Genomic DNA, 17,576 nt, shown 5'->3' on the forward strand with positions numbered 1-17,576 from the left:
TCGGCCGAAAGTGGAGATGCGTGGATGAACGGGCCCGGACACGACTCAGCTCTGGCACGACGGCTCGCCACGGCCGTACCGTCCCAGCACCGCAGGCTGGTCACCGAACTGGTACGGACCGCCGTGACCGAGGTGATCGAGGCGGCCCGGCCGGGCACCGTCGACTCCCTCGACCCGGCCGCCCCGCTCTCCGCCCTGGGGCTCGACTCGCTGGCCGCGGTCGACCTGCACCGGCGGCTGACCGAGCGCACCGGGCTGGACCTGCCGGTCGGCCTCGCCTACGACTGCCCGACCGTCCACGACCTGGCCGCCCGGCTGCTCGCCGAAGTCCACGGCACCACGGACGACCACGCCGAGCCGGCCGGTGACGGCGCCGGCGACGAACCGATCGCCGTCGTCGGCATCGGCTGCCGGTTCCCCGGCGGCGTCTCCTCGCCCGCCGACCTGTGGGACCTGCTGACCGAGGGCGGCGAGGTGCTGTCCGGGTTCCCCCAGGACCGCGGCTGGGACCTCGACGCCCTGTACGACGAGGACCCCGAGGTACCCGGCAGCACCTACGTCCGCAGCGGCGGATTCCTCGACACCGCCACCGAGTTCGACGCCGACTTCTTCGGCATCAGCCCGCGCGAGGCGCTCGGCATGGACCCGCAGCAGCGGCTCGTCCTGGAGACCTCCTGGCAGGCCCTGGAGGACGCCGGCATCGACCCCACGGCGCTGCGCGGCACCCCGGCCGGCATGTTCTTCGGCGCCGAGATCCAGGAGTACGGCCCGCGCCTGCACGACGCCCCGGACGGCCTCGACGCCTACCTGCTCGCGGGGAACGCCAACAGCGTCATCTCCGGCCGGGTCGCCTATGTGCTCGGCGCCGAAGGCCCGGCGGTCACCGTCGACACCGCCTGCTCCGCCTCCCTGGTCGCCGTCCACCTGGCGTGCCGCTCGCTACGGCAGGGCGAGTCCTCGCTCGCGCTCGCGGGCGGTGTGGCCGTGATGGGCGGTCCCGGTGTGTTCACCGCCTTCAGCCGGCAGCGGGGTCTCGCGCCCGACGGCCGCTGCAAGGCGTTCGCCGCCGCGGCGGACGGCACCGGGTTCGCCGAGGGCGTCGGCGTGCTCGTCCTGGAGCGGCTGAGCGACGCCCGCCGCAACGGGCACCGCGTGCTGGCCGTCGTCCGCGGCTCCGCCGTCAACCAGGACGGCGCCTCCAACGGCCTGACCGCACCCAACGGCACCGCACAGCAGCGGCTGATCCGCCGCGCACTGGCCGACGCCGGTCTCACCGCCGCCGACGTCGACGTGGTCGAGGCGCACGGCACCGGCACCCGGCTCGGCGACCCCATCGAGGCGACCGCGCTGCTCGCCACCTACGGCCAGGACCGGCCCGCCGACGCTCCGCTGCTGCTCGGCTCCGTCAAGTCCAACCTCGGACACACCCAGGCCGCCGCCGGCGCCGCGGGCATGATCAAGGCGATCCTGGCCATGCGCCACGGGTCGATACCGGCGACCCTCCACGTCGACACGCCCACCCCGCACGTCAACTGGTCGTCCGGGGCCGTGCAGCTCGTCACCGCTGAGCGCCCCTGGCCCGAGACCGGCCGGGCCCGGCGGGCAGGCGTGTCGTCGTTCGGTGTCAGCGGCACGAACGCGCACGTCATCCTGGAACAGCCGGCCCCGGAGGACAGCACCGTCCCGGAGCGTCCTGGGGCCGGCGGCCGCAAGGGCACCGCGGTGCTGCCGGAGCCGGAGCCCGAGCACGAGCCGGAGGGCCCCGGCATTCCCGGACGGCCCGGAACCGGCCACAAGGGCAGCGCGGTGCGGGAGAGGCCCGAGGACAGCGGCGCCCCGGAGCGACCGGAGCCCGGCGACAGCGGCAGCGCGGTGCGGCCGGAGTCCGGCGACAGCGGCAGCGCGGTGCGGCCGGAGTCCGGCGACGGTGGCAGTGAGGCCGAGCCGGAGTCCGGCGACAGGGTCAGCGCGGTGCGGCCGGAGTCCGGCGACAGCGGCATACCCGTGCGGTCGGAGTCCGGCGACGGTGGCAGTGAGGCCGAGCCGGAGCCCGGCGGCAGCGGCATTCCGGTGCGGTCGGAGCCCGGCGGCAGGGGCGGCGCGGTGTTGTCGGGGCGCCCGGGCAGTGGCGTTCCCGAGGAGCCGGAGGCCGGGTCGAGGGCCGTCGGCGCGGGCGCTCGCCCGGAGGGGGCCGCCGCCGCGCCGCTGCCCTTCGCCCTGTCCGCCCGGGGCGAGGCCGCCCTGCGAGCCCGCGCCGCCGATCTGCTGCCCCTGGCCGACGAGGCCGACCCGCTCGACCTCGCCCACTCGCTGGCCACCACCCGGGCCGCCCTGCACGACCGGGCCGTGCTGGTCGCCGCCGACCGCGCCGAACTACGCGCCGCCCTCCACGGCCTGGCCTCCGGCGCCACCCCCCTCACCGGCCGCACCGACGGCGAACTCGGCTTCCTGTTCACCGGGCAGGGCAGCCAGCGGACCGGCATGGGCCGTGAACTCGCCGCCACCCACCCGGTGTTCGCCGACGCCCTGGACGACGCCTGCGCCCACTTCGACCTCCAGCTCGACCGGCCGCTGAAGGACGTACTGTTCGCCGAACCCGGCACCCCCGAGGCCGAACTGCTGCACCGCACCGAGTACGCGCAGCCCGCCCTGTTCGCCCTGGAGGTCGCCCTTCACCGCCTCCTGGAGAGCTGGGGCCTGACCCCGGACCAGCTCGCCGGGCACTCCGTCGGCGAGATCGCCGCCGCCCACGTGGCCGGCGTGCTCACCCTCCAGGACGCGACGATCCTGGTCGCCGCCCGCGGCCGGCTCATGCAGCGACTCCCCGAGGGCGGCGCCATGGCCGCCGTACGCGCCGCCGAGAAGGAGGTGACGCCGCTGCTCACCCCGCGCACCGGCATCGCCGCCGTCAACGGGCCCGCCGCCGTCGTGATCTCCGGCGACGCCGCCGACGTCGAGCGCATCGCCGCCGAACTCGCCGCGCGCGGCCACGACACCAAGCGCCTGCGGGTCAGCCACGCCTTCCACTCGCCGCTGATGGAACCCATGCTGGCCGAGTTCCGGCGCGTCGTGCACGTCCTGGACTACGCCGAGCCGAAGCTGCCGGTCGTCTCGACCGTCACCGGTACCGCCGTCACCTCCGAGCTGTGCGACCCCGAGTACTGGGTGGAACACGTCCGCGCCAAGGTCCGCTTCCACGACGCCGTGCGCACGCTCGCCGACGCCGGGGTGCGCACGTTCCTGGAGGTCGGCCCCGACGCGGTGCTGTCCGCCATGGGCCCCGACTGCACCGACGCACCCGGCACCGCCTTCCTGCCCGTCCTGCGGCGCGAGCGGCCCGAGGCACGCGAGGCCGTCACCGCGCTCGGCGCGGCTCACGCCCGGGGCGTCCCCGTCGACTGGCACCGGCACTTCGCCGGCCTGGGCGGCCGCCGCATCGACGTGCCCCACTACCCCTTCCAGCGGCGCCGCTTCTGGCTGGAGCAGAGCACCGCCGGCGACGCCACGGGCCTCGGCCAGCTCCCCGCGGGCCACCCGCTGCTCGCGGCCGTGGCAGCCGTCGGCGCCGAGGGCGTCGTACTCACCGGCCGGCTGTCCCCCCGTACCCAGCCCTGGCTCGCCGACCACGTCATCGCCGGGCGGGTGCTGTTCCCCGGCACCGCCTTCGTCGAACTCGCCCTGCGGGCGGGCGACCACGTGGGCGCGAACGCCCTGGAGGAGCTGACCCTCGGCACCCCGCTCGTGCTGCGCGCCGACGCCGACGTCGCCGTCCAGGTCGCCGTCGGCGAACCCGACGACACCGGCCGCCGCGGTGTCACCGTCCACACCCGCGCCGACGAAGCGGCCCCCTGGACCCGGCACGCCGCCGGCGTCCTCACCCGGGCCGCCACCCCGGCCGCCGACGCCGACCTGACCGCATGGCCACCGCGCGACGCCCGGCCGCTCGACACCACGAGCGTCTACGCCGGCCTCGCCGGGCAGGGCTACGGCTACGGTCCCGCGTTCCAGGGACTGCGCGCCGCCTGGCGGCACGGTGACGACATCTACGCCGAAGTGGCCCTGCCCGAGGACACCGCCGCCGACGCGGCCGCGTTCGGCCTGCACCCCGCGCTCCTCGACGCCGCGCTGCACGCCGCCGACCTCGACACCCCGCCGCGCCCCGAGGTGCTGGTGCCGTTCGCCTGGGCCGGTGTCACCCTGCACGCGAGCGGCGCGCACGCCCTGCGCGTGAAGATCACCCGTGGCGGCGGCGACACGCTCACCCTGCGCCTCGCCGACGCCACCGGCACCCCCGTGGCGTCCGTCGAGGCCCTGACCTCCCGCCCCGTACCGGCCGGCGACGTCCTGTACGCCGTGCGGTGGTCGCCGTACCCCCGGCCGGCGACCACCGCACCCCTGCGCACCGCCGTCCTGGACGGCGGAGCCGACGGAATCGGCGCCCTGCTCGCCCACCCCGCCCCGGACGCCGTCGTGCACCGCGTGGGCGGCCCGGCGGACGCCGACGCCACCGCGGCGCGCGCCCACGTCCGTGACGTACTGCGGCTGCTGCGCACCTGGCAGACGGACGAACGCCTCGCCGGCGCCCGGCTCGTCGTCGTCACCCCGCCCGCCAGCCCCGCCCACGCGGCCGTCCGCGGCCTGGTCCGCTCCGCCCAGGCGGAGCACCCCGGCCGCTACGTCCTCCTCCAGCACGAGGCGCTGCCCTCCGATGCCGAACTGCGCAGTATCCTCGCCACCGGCGAACCCGAACTCTCCGTCACCGAAGGGCAGTTCGCGGTGCCGAGGCTGACCGCGCAGCCCGCCGGGGGAGAGCCCGCCACCGACTGGGGCACCGTCCTCGTCACCGGCGGCACCGGCGGCCTCGGCGCGCTGCTCGCCCGGCACCTGGTCCGCACCCACGGCGTGCGCCGCCTGGTGCTCGCCGGTCGCCGCGGCAACGCCCCCGAACTGCTCGGCGAACTCACCGCGCTCGGCGCCGAGGTGACCGTCGCCGCCTGCGACGTCGGCGACCGCGAGGCGCTGCGCCGCCTGCTCGCGGAGCACCCCGTCGACTCCGTGGTCCACGCGGCGGGCACCCTCCGCGACGGCATCGTGGACACCCTCACCGACGAGATGGTGGACGAGGTCTTCCACGCCAAGGCGCTCGGCGCCTGGCACCTGCACGAACTGACCCGGGACCGCGAGCTTGCCCACTTCGTGCTGTTCTCCTCCCTCGCCGCCGTCCTCGACGGTCCCGGCCAGGGCAACTACGCCGCCGCCAACGCCTACCTCGACGCCCTCGCCGAGCACCGCGCCGCCCTCGGCCTGCCGGCCACCGCGCTCGCCTGGGGCCTGTGGGCCACCGACAGCGGCATGGGCGCCGCACTCGACGACACCGCCCGGCAGCGCATCGCGGGCCACGGCATTCCCGGACTGTCCGCCGAACGCTCACTGGAGCTGTTCGACGCCGCCCTCCGCTCCCGCGCACCCCGCCTGGTGCCCGTGGAGATCGACGCCACCGCCGTACGCCGCCGCCCCGACGGCATACCGCCCCTGCTGACCACCCTCGTCCGCCCGGTCACCCGCCGGGCCACGGCGAGCGCCACCGCACCCGCGACGGCCACCGGCTGGCGACTCGCCGCGCTGCCCGCCGCCGACCGCGACCGCGCCCTGCTCGGCCTGGTCCGCACCGAGGTGGCGGCCGTGCTGCGGCACGACGGACCGTCCGCCGTCGACCCCGGCCGGGCCTTCACCGACCTCGGCTTCGACTCGCTGGCCGCCGTCGAACTGCGCAACCGGCTGAACACCGCCACCGGACTGCGGCTGCCCGCCACCCTGGTCTTCGACCACCCCACCTCCCACGCCCTCGCCGACCACATCCGCGACACCCTCTTCGGCGCCGGCACGCAGGAGACCACCCCCGCCGTCCACGGCACCACCGCCGCCGACGACGACCCGATCGTCATCGTCGGCATGGGCTGCCGCTACCCCGGCGGGGTCCGCTCCCCGGAGGACCTGTGGCGGCTCGTCGCCGACGGCGTCGACGCGGTCGGCGGCTTCCCGGACGACCGCGGCTGGGACACCGAGGCGCTGTACGACCCGGAGCCCGGCACCCCCGGCCGCACCTACACCCGCGAGGGCGCCTTCCTGTACGACGCGGCCGAGTTCGATCCCGGCTTCTTCGGCATCGGCCCGCGCGAGGCCACCGCCATGGACCCGCAGCAGCGGCTCCTGCTGGAGGTGTCCTGGGAGGCGCTGGAGCGCTCCGCCATCGACCCGCAGCGGCTGCGCGGCTCCCGCACCGGTGTGTTCGCGGGCGTCATGTACCACGACTACGGCACCTGGTCGGCCGACGTCCCCGAGGACCTCGCCGCCTACCTCGGCAACGGCAGCCTGGGCAGCGTCGTCTCCGGCCGCGTCGCCTACGCCCTCGGCCTGGAGGGGCCGGCCGTCACCGTCGACACCGCCTGCTCCTCCTCGCTGGTCACCCTGCACCTGGCGGCCCAGGCACTGCGGCAGGGCGAGTGCGACCTCGCCCTCGTCGGCGGTGTCACCGTCATGTCGACGCCGGACACCTTCGTCGACTTCGCCCGGCAGCGCGGACTGGCCGCCGACGGCCGCTGCAAGTCCTTCGCGGCCGCCGCCGACGGCACCGGCTGGGGCGAGGGCGCCGGCATGCTCGTCGTCGAGCGCCTGTCCGACGCGCGCCGCAACGGCCACCGCGTGCTCGCCCTGGTCCGCGGCTCCGCCGTCAATTCCGACGGCGCCTCCAACGGCCTGACCGCCCCCAACGGCCCCTCCCAGCAGCGCGTCATCCGCGCCGCGCTGGCCGCAGCCGCACTCGCCCCGGCCGACGTCGACGCCGTCGAGGCGCACGGCACCGGCACCACCCTCGGCGACCCGATCGAGGCCCAGGCCCTCCTCGCCACCTACGGCCAGGACCGCGACGAACCCCTGTGGCTCGGCTCCGTCAAGTCCAACATGGGGCACACCCAGGCCGCCGCCGGTGTCGCCGGCGTCATCAAGATGGTCATGGCGATGCGCAACGGCGTCCTGCCGCGGACGCTGCACGTCGACGCGCCGTCCCACCAGGTCGACTGGGGCACCGGAGCCGTGGCCCTGCTCACCGAGCGGCGCCCGTGGCCCGAGACCGGCCGGGCCCGGCGGGCCGGCGTGTCCTCGTTCGGGATCAGCGGCACCAACGCCCATGTGATCCTGGAGGGGTTCGCCGAGCCCGAGCCCCCGGACGCGGACCCCGCCACCGCACCGCCGGTGCTCGCCCTCCCCGTCTCCGCCCGCTCCGCCGAGGCCCTGCGCGGCCAGGCCCGCCGCCTGCTGGAGCTGACCGGCACCGCCCCCGCCGACCTCGGCCTGGCCCTGGCCACCACCCGCGGCACCCACCCGCACCGGGCCGTGCTCCTCGCGACCGGCGACGAGCAGGCCACCACCGCGCTGGACGCCCTGGCACACGGCACCGAGGCACCCGGCCTGCTCGTCACCGGCTCCGCCACCGACGGCACCCTGGCCTACCTGTTCTCCGGCCAGGGCGCCCAGCGCCCCGGCATGGGCCGCGACTGGTACGACGCCTTCCCCGTCTACGCCGAACACTTCGACCGGGCCGCGGCGCTCTTCGACAAACACCTGGAGCGGCCCCTGGCCGACGTCGTCCTCGGCGACGCCGCCGAGATCCTGGAGCAGACCGCCTACACCCAGGCCGCGCTGTTCACCACACAGGTCGCGCTCTACCGGCTGCTGGAGTCCTTCGGGCTGCGCCCCGCCTGGCTGGCGGGCCACTCCGTCGGCGAGTTCGCCGCCGCGCACGTCGCGGGCGTGTGGTCGCTCCAGGACGCCGTCACCGCCGTCGCCGCCCGCGGCCGGCTCATGCAGGCCCTGCCCGAGGGCGGCGCGATGATCGCCGTCCAGGCGCCGGAGGAGGAGGTCGCGGCGCTGCTGAACGACCGGTGCTCGATCGCCGCCGTCAACGGCCCACGCGCCGTGGTCGTCTCCGGCGACGAGGACGCCGTCACCGAGGTCGCCGCCCACTTCACGACCACCCGCAGGCTGCGCGTCTCGCACGCCTTCCACTCGCCCCGCATGGAGCCCATGCTCGCCGCGTTCCGAGAGGTCATGACCGGCATCGAGGCCGCGGAACCGGCCGTGCCGATCGTCTCCACCCTCACCGGCGCCCAGGCCACCGCCGCCGAACTGGGCTCCGCCGACTACTGGGCAGGGCACGTACGGCAGACCGTGCGCTTCGCGGACGCCGTCGCGACACTGGCCGCGAACGGCGCCGACACCTTCCTCGAACTCGGTGCCGCGCCCGTGCTCACCGCCCTGGGCCCCGACTGCCTGCCCGACGCCGAGGACACCGCCTTCATCCCCACCGCCCGCAAGGACACCCCGCACCTGCCCGGTCTGCTCGCCGCCCTGGCCGCCGTACACACCCGGGGCTCGGACGTCGACTGGGCGGTGCTGTACGAGACCTACGCGGGCCGCCGTATCGAACTGCCCACCTACGCCTTCGACCACCGCCCCTACTGGCTCCCCACGGCCACCGTGACCGCAGGGGACGCCGCCGGGCACGGCCTCACCACCGCCGGCCACCCGCTGGTCAGCGCCCGCCTCGACCTCCCCGGCGACGCCGGCCTGCTGCTCACCGGCCGGATCTCCACCGCCACCCACCCGGTCCTTGGCGAACACGCCGTACTCGGCACCGTCCTGGTACCCGGCGCCGCACTCGTCGACCTCGCCCTGCACGCCGGACGCCTCACCGGGCGCCCGGTCCTGGAGGAACTCACCCTGCACGCCCCGCTGGTGCTGGACGCCGGCACCGCCGTACGCCTCCAGGCCGCCGCCCGCGCCGACGGCACCGTCGAGATCCACTCGCGTGCCGAGAACGCCCCCGCCGACGAGGAATGGACACGGCACGCCACCGGCACCCTCACCGGCCCCGCCCCCGCGCCCCCGGCCCCGCCCGCGCCCGGCGCCTGGCCGCCGCCCGGCGCCACCCCGCTCGACGTCACCGGGCTCTACCCGCGCCTGCACGACGAGGGCTACGACTACGGCCCCGTCTTCCGCGGCGTACGAGCCGCCTGGCGGCAGGGCGACACCCTCCTCGCCGAACTCGAACTGCCCGCGAGCGCAGGGCAGGACGCCGCCCGGCACACCCTGCACCCCGCGCTGCTGGACTCCGCCCTGCACGTCACCTCCCTGCTGTCCCAGCCGGACGACGAGCCCGGGGAACGGTCCGGCGCCCTCGCGCTGCCCTTCGCCTGGACCGGCGTCACCGTCCACGCCCACGGCTCCCTCACCGCCCGCGTGCGCGTCACCCACGGCACCGCCGGCACCCGCATCGAACTGACGGACCCCGAGGACCGGCCCCTCGCCACCGTCGAGTCGTACGCCACCCGCCCGGTCACCGCCGACCGGCTCACCCGGCAGCGGCGCCACCTGTACACCCTCACCGACGAACCGCTGCCCGAGACCGCGGGGCGCCCCGACCGCCGTACCTGGGCGGTCCTCGGCGACGACGACCTCGGCCTCGGCGCTCCCGTGCACCCCGGGCCGGACGCGCTCGGCACCCCCGTCCCCGACGTGGTGATCCTGCCGGTCACCGCCCCGCACGCGGAGGGCGAGCGACTGCCCGGCGCCCTGCGGACCGCCCTGGGCCGCACCCTGGAGACCCTGCGGGCGTGGTCGGCCGACGAGCGGTACGCCGGTTCGACGCTGGTCGTCCTCACCGGCGGCGGCCTCGCCGACGCCGCCGTGCACGGCCTGGTACGGGCCGCGCAGGCCGAGGACCCCGGCCGGATCCTCCTCGTCGAACGGGCCGCGCCCGACGGCCCCGTCCCGGACCGGGCCGCACTGGCCGCCCTCCTCGACTCCGGGGAGCCGGAGGTGCGGTGGCGCGACGGCCGGGCGCACGCGCCCCGCCTGGTCCGCGCCGACGACACCCCGGTCGCCGACCGCGCCTGGGGCACCGTCCTGGTCACCGGCGGCACCGGCGGACTCGGCGCCCTCGTCGCCCGTCACCTGGCCGAACGGCACGGCGTCACCCGCCTGGTGCTCACGAGCCGCCGCGGGCCAAAGGCGCCCGGCGCCGCCGCACTGCTCGCGGACCTGACGGACCTGGGCGCCGAAGCCGAGATCGTCGCCTGCGACGTCTCCGACCGCGCCGCGCTCGCCGCCCTGCTCGCCACCCGCCCCGTCGACAGCGTCGTCCACACCGCCGGCGTCCTCGACGACGGCCTGGTCACCGCACTGACCCCGGCCCGCCTCGACACCGTGCTGCGGCCCAAGGCGGACGCCGCCTGGCACCTGCACGAGCTGACCCGGGACCGCGAACTCGCCCACTTCGTGCTGTTCTCCTCGGCGGCCGGCACCATCGACGCCTCCGGCCAGGGCAACTACGCCGCCGCCAACGCCTTCCTCGACGCGCTGGCCGCCCACCGCGCCGCCCTCGGCCTGCCCGCCACCTCCCTCGCCTGGGGCCTGTGGTCCGGCGGCGGCATGGGCGCCGGCCTCGACGCGGCCGAGGTGCAGCGCATCGAACGCTCCGGCACCGGCGCGCTCGACCCGGCCGAAGCACTGGAGCTGTTCGACACCGCCGTGGCCTCCGGCAGCCCCGCCCTGCTGCCCGTACGGCTGGACACCGCCGCCCTGCGCCGCCGCGGCGACGACCTGCCGGCCGTACTGCGCACCCTGGCCGGTGTCACCGCCCGCCCGGACCAGGCCGACCGCGCCCGCACCCTCGGCGAGCAACTGGCCGCACTCCCCGCCGCCGACCACGAACACACCGTGCTGGAAGCGGTGCGTACCGAGGTGGCCGCCGTCCTCGGCCACGCCGGGCCGGCCGCCGTCGAGCCGCGCCGCGCCTTCACCGAACTGGGCTTCGACTCGCTCGCCGCCGTCGAACTGCGCAACCGGCTGAACGCGGTCAGCGGACTGCGGCTGCCGTCCACGCTGATCTTCGACTACGCCACCCCCGCGGCGCTCGCCGGCCACCTCCTCGAACGGCTCCTGCCGGACCCCGGGACCACGGACGACGGCACGGCGCACCACGGCGACGACGGCGATCTTCAGGGCCTCATCTCCCGCATCCCCGTCGCCCGCATCCGGGACGCCGGCCTGCTCGACAGCCTGCTGAAGCTCGCCGAGCAGGCACCGGACCCCGCCCCCGCCGACCGGGCCCTGGACATCAAGTCCATGGCCGTGGCCGACCTGGTGCGCGCCGCGCTCGACCGCAGCGGCACCCAGTGACCCCGCCCCGGTGTCGGACGACGCGCCGCGTCCGGCACCGGGTCACCCCGTCCCCCGGCGCACCCTCCACCGCGTCACCAGCGCCGCCGAGCCAGCAGGGAGCGACACCGACCGTGGACACATCCGTCGAGCAGATCGTCGAGGCGCTGCGCGAGTCATTGCTCGAGAACGAGCGGCTGCGCCGGCAGAACGACGAGATCACCGAGGCGGCGCAGGAGCCCGTCGCGATCGTCGCCATGAGCTGCCGCTACCCCGGCGGCGTCAGCACACCCGAGCAGCTGTGGCAGCTGGTCGACGCCGGCACGGACGCCGTCGGCGACTTCCCCGCCGACCGCGGCTGGGACGTCGAGGGCATCTACGACCCCGACCCCGACGCCCCCGGCAGGACCCATGTGCGCGAGGGCGGATTCCTGTACGACGCCCCGCAGTTCGACCCCGGCTTCTTCGGCATCAGCCCGCGCGAGGCCGTCGCGATGGACCCGCAGCAGCGACTGCTGCTGGAGACCGCCTGGGAGGCGTTCGAACGCGCCGGGATCGACCCGCACACCCTCAACGGCAGCCGCACCGGCATCTACGCCGGCGTCATGTACCACGACTACGGCAGCTGGCTCACCGAGGTGCCGGAAGGCGTGGAAGGCTACCTCGGCAACGGCAACCTGGGCAGCGTCGCCTCCGGACGCGTCTCCTACGTCCTCGGCCTGGAGGGGCCCGCCGTCACTGTCGACACCGCCTGCTCCTCCTCGCTCGTCGCCCTCCACCTCGCGGTGCAGGCACTGCGCACGGGCGAGTGCGGCCTGGCCCTCGCGGGGGGTGTCACGGTGATGTCCACACCCGACACCTTCATCGACTTCTCCCGCCAGCGGGGCCTCGCCCTGGACGGCCGCTGCAAGTCGTTCGCCGAGGGCGCCGATGGAACCGGCTGGGGCGAGGGCGCCGGCCTCCTCCTGCTCGAACGGCTCGGCGACGCACGGCGCAACGGCCACCCGGTGCTCGCCGTGGTGCGCGGCACCGCCGTCAACCAGGACGGCGCCTCCAACGGCCTCACCGCCCCCAACGGCCCCTCGCAGCAGCGCGTCATCCGCGCCGCCCTCGCCGACGCCCGCCTGCGGCCCCACCAGGTGCACGCCGTCGAGGCCCACGGCACCGGTACCCCCCTCGGCGACCCGATCGAGGCACAGGCCCTGCTGGCCACCTACGGCCAGGACCGCGAGGAACCGCTGTGGCTCGGCTCGGTCAAGTCCAACATCGGGCACACCCAGGCCGCCGCGGGAGTCGCCGGCGTCATCAAGATGGTGATGGCCATGCGGCACGGCCGGCTGCCCAGGACCCTGCACGCCGAGCGCCCCACCTCCCGGGTGGACTGGGCGGCAGGCGCCGTGGAACTGCTCACCGAGGCCCGTGACTGGCCCGCTGCGGGCGAGCCCCGTCGCGCCGCCGTGTCCTCCTTCGGCATCAGCGGCACCAACGCCCACGTCATCGTCGAGGCCGCCCCCGACTCCGAGGCACGGACGGCGGATCCCTCCTGGACCGGTCCGCTTCCTCTGGTGCTGTCCGGCAAGGGCGACCAGGGCCTCGCCGCCCAGGCCCGCCGGCTCCTCGACCACCTCACCACCGCCACCGCCCCGGTCCCCGACATCGCCCACACGCTCGCCACGGGACGCGCCGCACTGGACGAGCGGGCGGTCGTCACCGGCACCGGCCTGCCCGCGCTCACCGCGGGCCTCACCGCACTCGCCGAGGGCGGGGCCGCGCCGAACGTGGTGCGCGGCAGGCCCGCGGGGGAGTCCCGCATCGCCTTCGTCTTCCCCGGCCAGGGCTCCCAGTGGGCCGGCATGGCCGCCGATCTGCTCGACACCTCACCCGTGTTCGCCGCGCGCATGGCCGACTGTGCCGCGGCCCTCGCGCCCGTCACCGACTGGGACCTCGTCGAGACCGTGCGGGCGCGGCAACCGCTGGAGCGGGTGGACGTCGTCCAGCCCGTGCTGTGGGCGATCATGGTGTCCCTCGCCGAGGTGTGGCGCGTACACGGGGTCCGGCCGGCCGCCGTCATCGGCCACTCCCAGGGCGAGATCGCCGCGGCCTGCGTGGCCGGCGCGCTCTCCCTCGCCGACGGCGCCCGCATCGTGGCCCTGCGCAGCCGCGCCATCGCCCACGGACTCTCCGGCCGCGGCGGCATGATGTCGGTGGCCCTGCCCGAGACCCGGGTGCGCGACCTCGTCGCGGGCTACGACGGCCGGGTCCAGGTGGCCGCCGTCAACGGCGCCTCCTCCGTGGTGCTGTCCGGCGACGCCGACGCCCTCGACGAACTCCGCGACACGATCGTCGCGGGCGGCGGCCGCGCCAAGCGGCTCCCGGTGGACTACGCCTCGCACAGCGCCCACGTCGAGTCGATCCGGGAACGGCTGCTCGCCGACCTGGCGGATGTCCGGGCCCGGCCCGCCGAGGTGCCGTTCTACTCCACCGTCACCGGCGCCCGGCTCGACACCACCGGCCTGGACGCCGGCTACTGGTACACGAACCTGCGGCAGAGCGTGCTGTTCGAGCCGGCCACCCGCACCCTGCTGGACGCCGGGTACGGGGTGTTCGTCGAGTGCAGCCCCCACCCGGTGCTCCTGCACAGCATCGAGGAGACCGCCGACGCCGCGGGCACCGGCATCACCGGCCTCGGCTCGCTCCAGCGCGACAACGGCGGCCCCGAACGCTTCCTGGCCGCCCTGGGCGAAGCCTTCGTCTCAGGCGTCCCGGTCGACTGGTCGGCCGTCTTCGACGGCATGCCCGTACGCCACGCCGACCTGCCCACCTACGCCTTCCAGCGCGAGCGCCACTGGCTCGGCCGGTCCACCGGCACCGGCGACGTCACGGCCGCCGGGCTCAGGGCCACCGGCCACCCGCTGCTGGGTGCCGCCGTGCAGGTCGCCGAGGGCGGCACCCTGTTCACCGGCCGCCTCTCCACCGCCACCCACCCATGGCTGGCCGATCACGCCGTGGCCGGCACCACCCTGCTGCCCGGCACCGCCCTCGTCGAGCTGGTGCTGGGCGCCGGCCACGACCTCGGCTGCGGACACCTCGCCGAACTCACGCTCCAGGCCCCGCTGGTGCTGCCCGGTCGTGGCGCGGTCCAGCTGCAACTGCGTGTGGCCGCCGCCGACGCCACCGGACACCGCGCGCTGACCGTCCACTCCCGCCCCGAGGGTGCCGACGACACCGCCTGGACCCCGCACGCCACCGGCCTGCTCGCCCCGCAGACCACCCCGCCCGCGTTCGACCTCACGGCCTGGCCGCCCCGGGACGCCGAGCCCGTGCCGGTCGAGGACGCCTACGCCGAGCTGGCCGGACTCGGCTACACCTACGGGCCGGCCTTCCAGGGCCTGCGCGCCGCCTGGCGACGCGGTGACGAGACCTTCGCCGAGGTCGAACTGCCCGTCGACGCGGACAGGTTCGCCCTGCACCCGGCCCTGTTCGACGCCGCACTGCACGCCGACGGCCTCGGCACCGACGCCCAGGACACCGCCCGGCTGCCCTTCTCCTGGACCGGCGTCTCGCTGCACGCGGCCGGGGCCACCGCCCTGCGCGTCCGCCTGCACGGCGGCGAGACCCTGTCCCTCCAGCTGGCCGACCCCACCGGCGCCCCGGTCGCCGAGGTCGAGGCCCTGGTCTCCCGGCCGGCCGACCCGGCCGCGCTCGACGCCGGTGCCCGCGTCGACGACCTCTACCGGCTGGACTGGCCGGCGCTGCCCGTGCCCGGTGCTCCCGCACCCGAGTACGCCGTCCTGGACGAGCGCGGCCCGGCCGCGCTGGACACCGTGCCCGCGTGGGCGGTGCTCCCGGTCCAGGACGCCGACGATCCGCTCGGCGGCTCCCGCCGGGCGGCCGGGACGGTCCTGTCCGTCGTACGGGACTGGCTGGCCGAGGAACGCACGGCCGACGCACGGCTGTTGGTGCTCACCCGGGGTGCCGTGACGGTGGGGGAGGAGGACGTCACCGACCTGGCGGGCGCCGCCGTGTGGGGCCTGGTCCGGGCCGCCCAGGGCGAACATCCGGGACGGTTCGTACTCGTGGACGTCGACGGTGGTGACGCCGGTGCCGTGGCGGCCGGTGCCGTGGACCGTGACCGCGGTGGGGCCGGTGCCGGGTCGGCTGGTGACGCGGTTCGCCGTGAGGCCGGTGCCGTGGATCGTGATCTTGAGGCAGATGCCGTGACGGCCGGGGCCGTTGACGGCGACCGTGGTGACGCCGGTGCCGTGGATCGTGATCGTGGTGGGGCCGGTACCGGGGATCGCGACCGGGGTGACGCCGCTGCCGCGGTGGCCGCCGCCGTGGCGAGCGGTGAACCCCAACTCGCCCTGCGCGACGGGACGGTGCACGTGCCCCGGCTGGCCCGGGCCGCGGCGCGGGACCAGGTGCCGTCGCTCGACCCGGACGGCACCGTGCTGATCACCGGCGGCACCGGTGTGCTGGGTGCCCTCGTCGCCCGGCACCTGGTCGCCGCGCACGGCGTACGCCGCCTGGTGCTGGCCGGGCGCAGCGGCACCGCCGCCGACGACTTCGCCGATCTGGACGCGGAGATCGTCGTGGCCCGCTGCGACGCCGCCGACCGCGGGCAACTGGCCCGCCTCCTCGCCGAGACGCCGTCCGGGCACCCGTTGACCGCGGTCGTGCACCTCGCCGGCGTCCTCGACGACGGACTGGTGACCGACCAGACCCCCGAGCGCCTGGACGCCGTGCTGCGCCCCAAGGCCGACGCCGCCTGGCACCTGCACGAGCTGACGCGTGATCTCGGCCTCGCCGCGTTCGTGCTGTTCTCCTCCGCCGCCGGCACGGTCGACGGCGCCGGACAGTCCGGCTATGCCGCCGCCAACGCCTTCCTCGACGCGCTCGCCGCCCACCGCAGGCACCACGGACTGCCCGCGCACTCGCTGGCCTGGGGCTTCTGGGAACAGCGCACCGGACTGACCGCACACCTCACCGACGCCGACGTGGCACACATGGCGCGTGCCGGCGTCCGCCCCCTGCCCACCGAACAGGGCCTGCGCCTGCTCGACGCCGCCCTGAGCGCCGACGAGCCGCTGCTGCTCCCGGTCGGCCTCGACCTGGCCGCGCTGCGCCGCGCCGACGACGTCCCGGCCGTGCTGCGCGGTCTGGTGCCCGCCCGCGCCCGCCGCACCGCGGCCTCCCGCACCGACTCCTCGTCGCCCGCCGACCGGCTGGCCGCCCTCGGTCCCGCCGAACGCGACACGGCCCTACTGGAACTCGTCCGCACCCATGTCGCCGCGGTGCTCGGGCACGGAAGCGACATGGCGCTCGATCCGCGCCGCTCCTTCCGCGAGTTGGGCTTCGACTCGCTGACGGCGGTGGAACTGCGCAACCGGCTCGGCAACGCCGTCGGCCTGCGCCTGCCGGCCACCCTCGTCTTCGACTACCCGGACGCGGGCGCGCTCGTGGCATACCTGCGGACGGAACTCTTCGGCGCGCAGGCAGAGATCGCCACCGAGGTCGCCGCCGAAGCCGCCGCCGAGGCTGCCGTGCGGGAAGCGGACGAGCCGGTCGCCATCGTCGCCATGGCCTGCCGCTACCCCGGCGCCGTCGACACGCCCGAGGAGCTGTGGCGGCTGCTGGCCGAGGGCCGCGACGGCATCGGCGCCTTCCCCACCGACCGCGGCTGGGACCTGGACGGCCTGTACGACCCGGAGCCGGGCAAGGCCGGCCACTCCTCCACCCGGTCGGGCGGATTCCTGTACGACGCCGCCGACTTCGACCCCGACTTCTTCGGCATCGGCCCCCGCGAGGCCCTGGCCATGGACCCGCAGCAGCGGCTGCTGCTGGAGACCTCCTGGGAGGCGCTGGAGCGGGCCGGTATCGACCCGCACGCCGTACGCGGCAGCCGCACCGGTGTCTTCGCCGGCGTCATGTACCACGACTACGGCAGCAGGCTGCGCCGGGTTCCCGAGTCCGTCCGCGACCACCTCGGCAACGGCAGCCTCGGCAGTGTGGCCTCCGGTCGGGTGGCCTACGCCCTCGGCCTGGAGGGCCCGACCCTCACCGTTGACACGGCGTGCTCGTCGTCGCTGGTGGCGCTGCACCTGGCCGCGCAGGCGCTGCGGCAGGGCGAGTGCACCCTGGCGCTGGCCGGCGGTGTGTCCGTGATGTCGACCGTCGACACGTTCGTCGACTTCAGCAGGCAGCGCAACCTCGCCGCCGACGGCCACGCCAAGTCCTTCGCCGACGCGGCGGACGGCACGGCCCTGTCCGAGGGCGCCGGCATGCTCGTCCTGGAGCGGTTGTCCGACGCGCGCCGCAACGGGCATCCCGTGCTGGCCGTCCTGCGTGGTTCCGCGGTC

The 17,576-nt window shown here is 76.1% G+C and carries 2 protein-coding genes; both read left to right on the forward strand.

Going from position 1 to position 17,576, the window contains the following annotated elements; genetic code table 11:
- The first annotated feature begins 24 nt into the window (after window positions 1–24).
- Window positions 25–11,238 carry a type I polyketide synthase gene (locus JK361_RS38140; protein WP_236054526.1) on the forward strand — a complete coding sequence of 3,738 codons (11,214 nt, stop codon included), beginning with the start codon at window positions 25–27 and terminating at the stop codon, window positions 11,236–11,238.
- 113 nt (window positions 11,239–11,351) lie between these two features.
- Window positions 11,352–17,576 (forward strand): type I polyketide synthase (locus JK361_RS38145; protein WP_201827242.1); only part of this gene is annotated, 6,225 nt, incomplete at its 3' end.

This window comes from Streptomyces musisoli (assembly GCF_016741855.1).
Classification (GTDB): Bacteria; Actinomycetota; Actinomycetes; order Streptomycetales; family Streptomycetaceae; genus Streptomyces; species Streptomyces musisoli.

What these genes read in the sequence shown, in the direction of transcription:
- JK361_RS38140 (WP_236054526.1), top strand. Translation starts at nt 25, where the DNA reads ATGAACGGGCCCGGACACGACTCAGCTCTGGCACGACGGCTCGCCACG.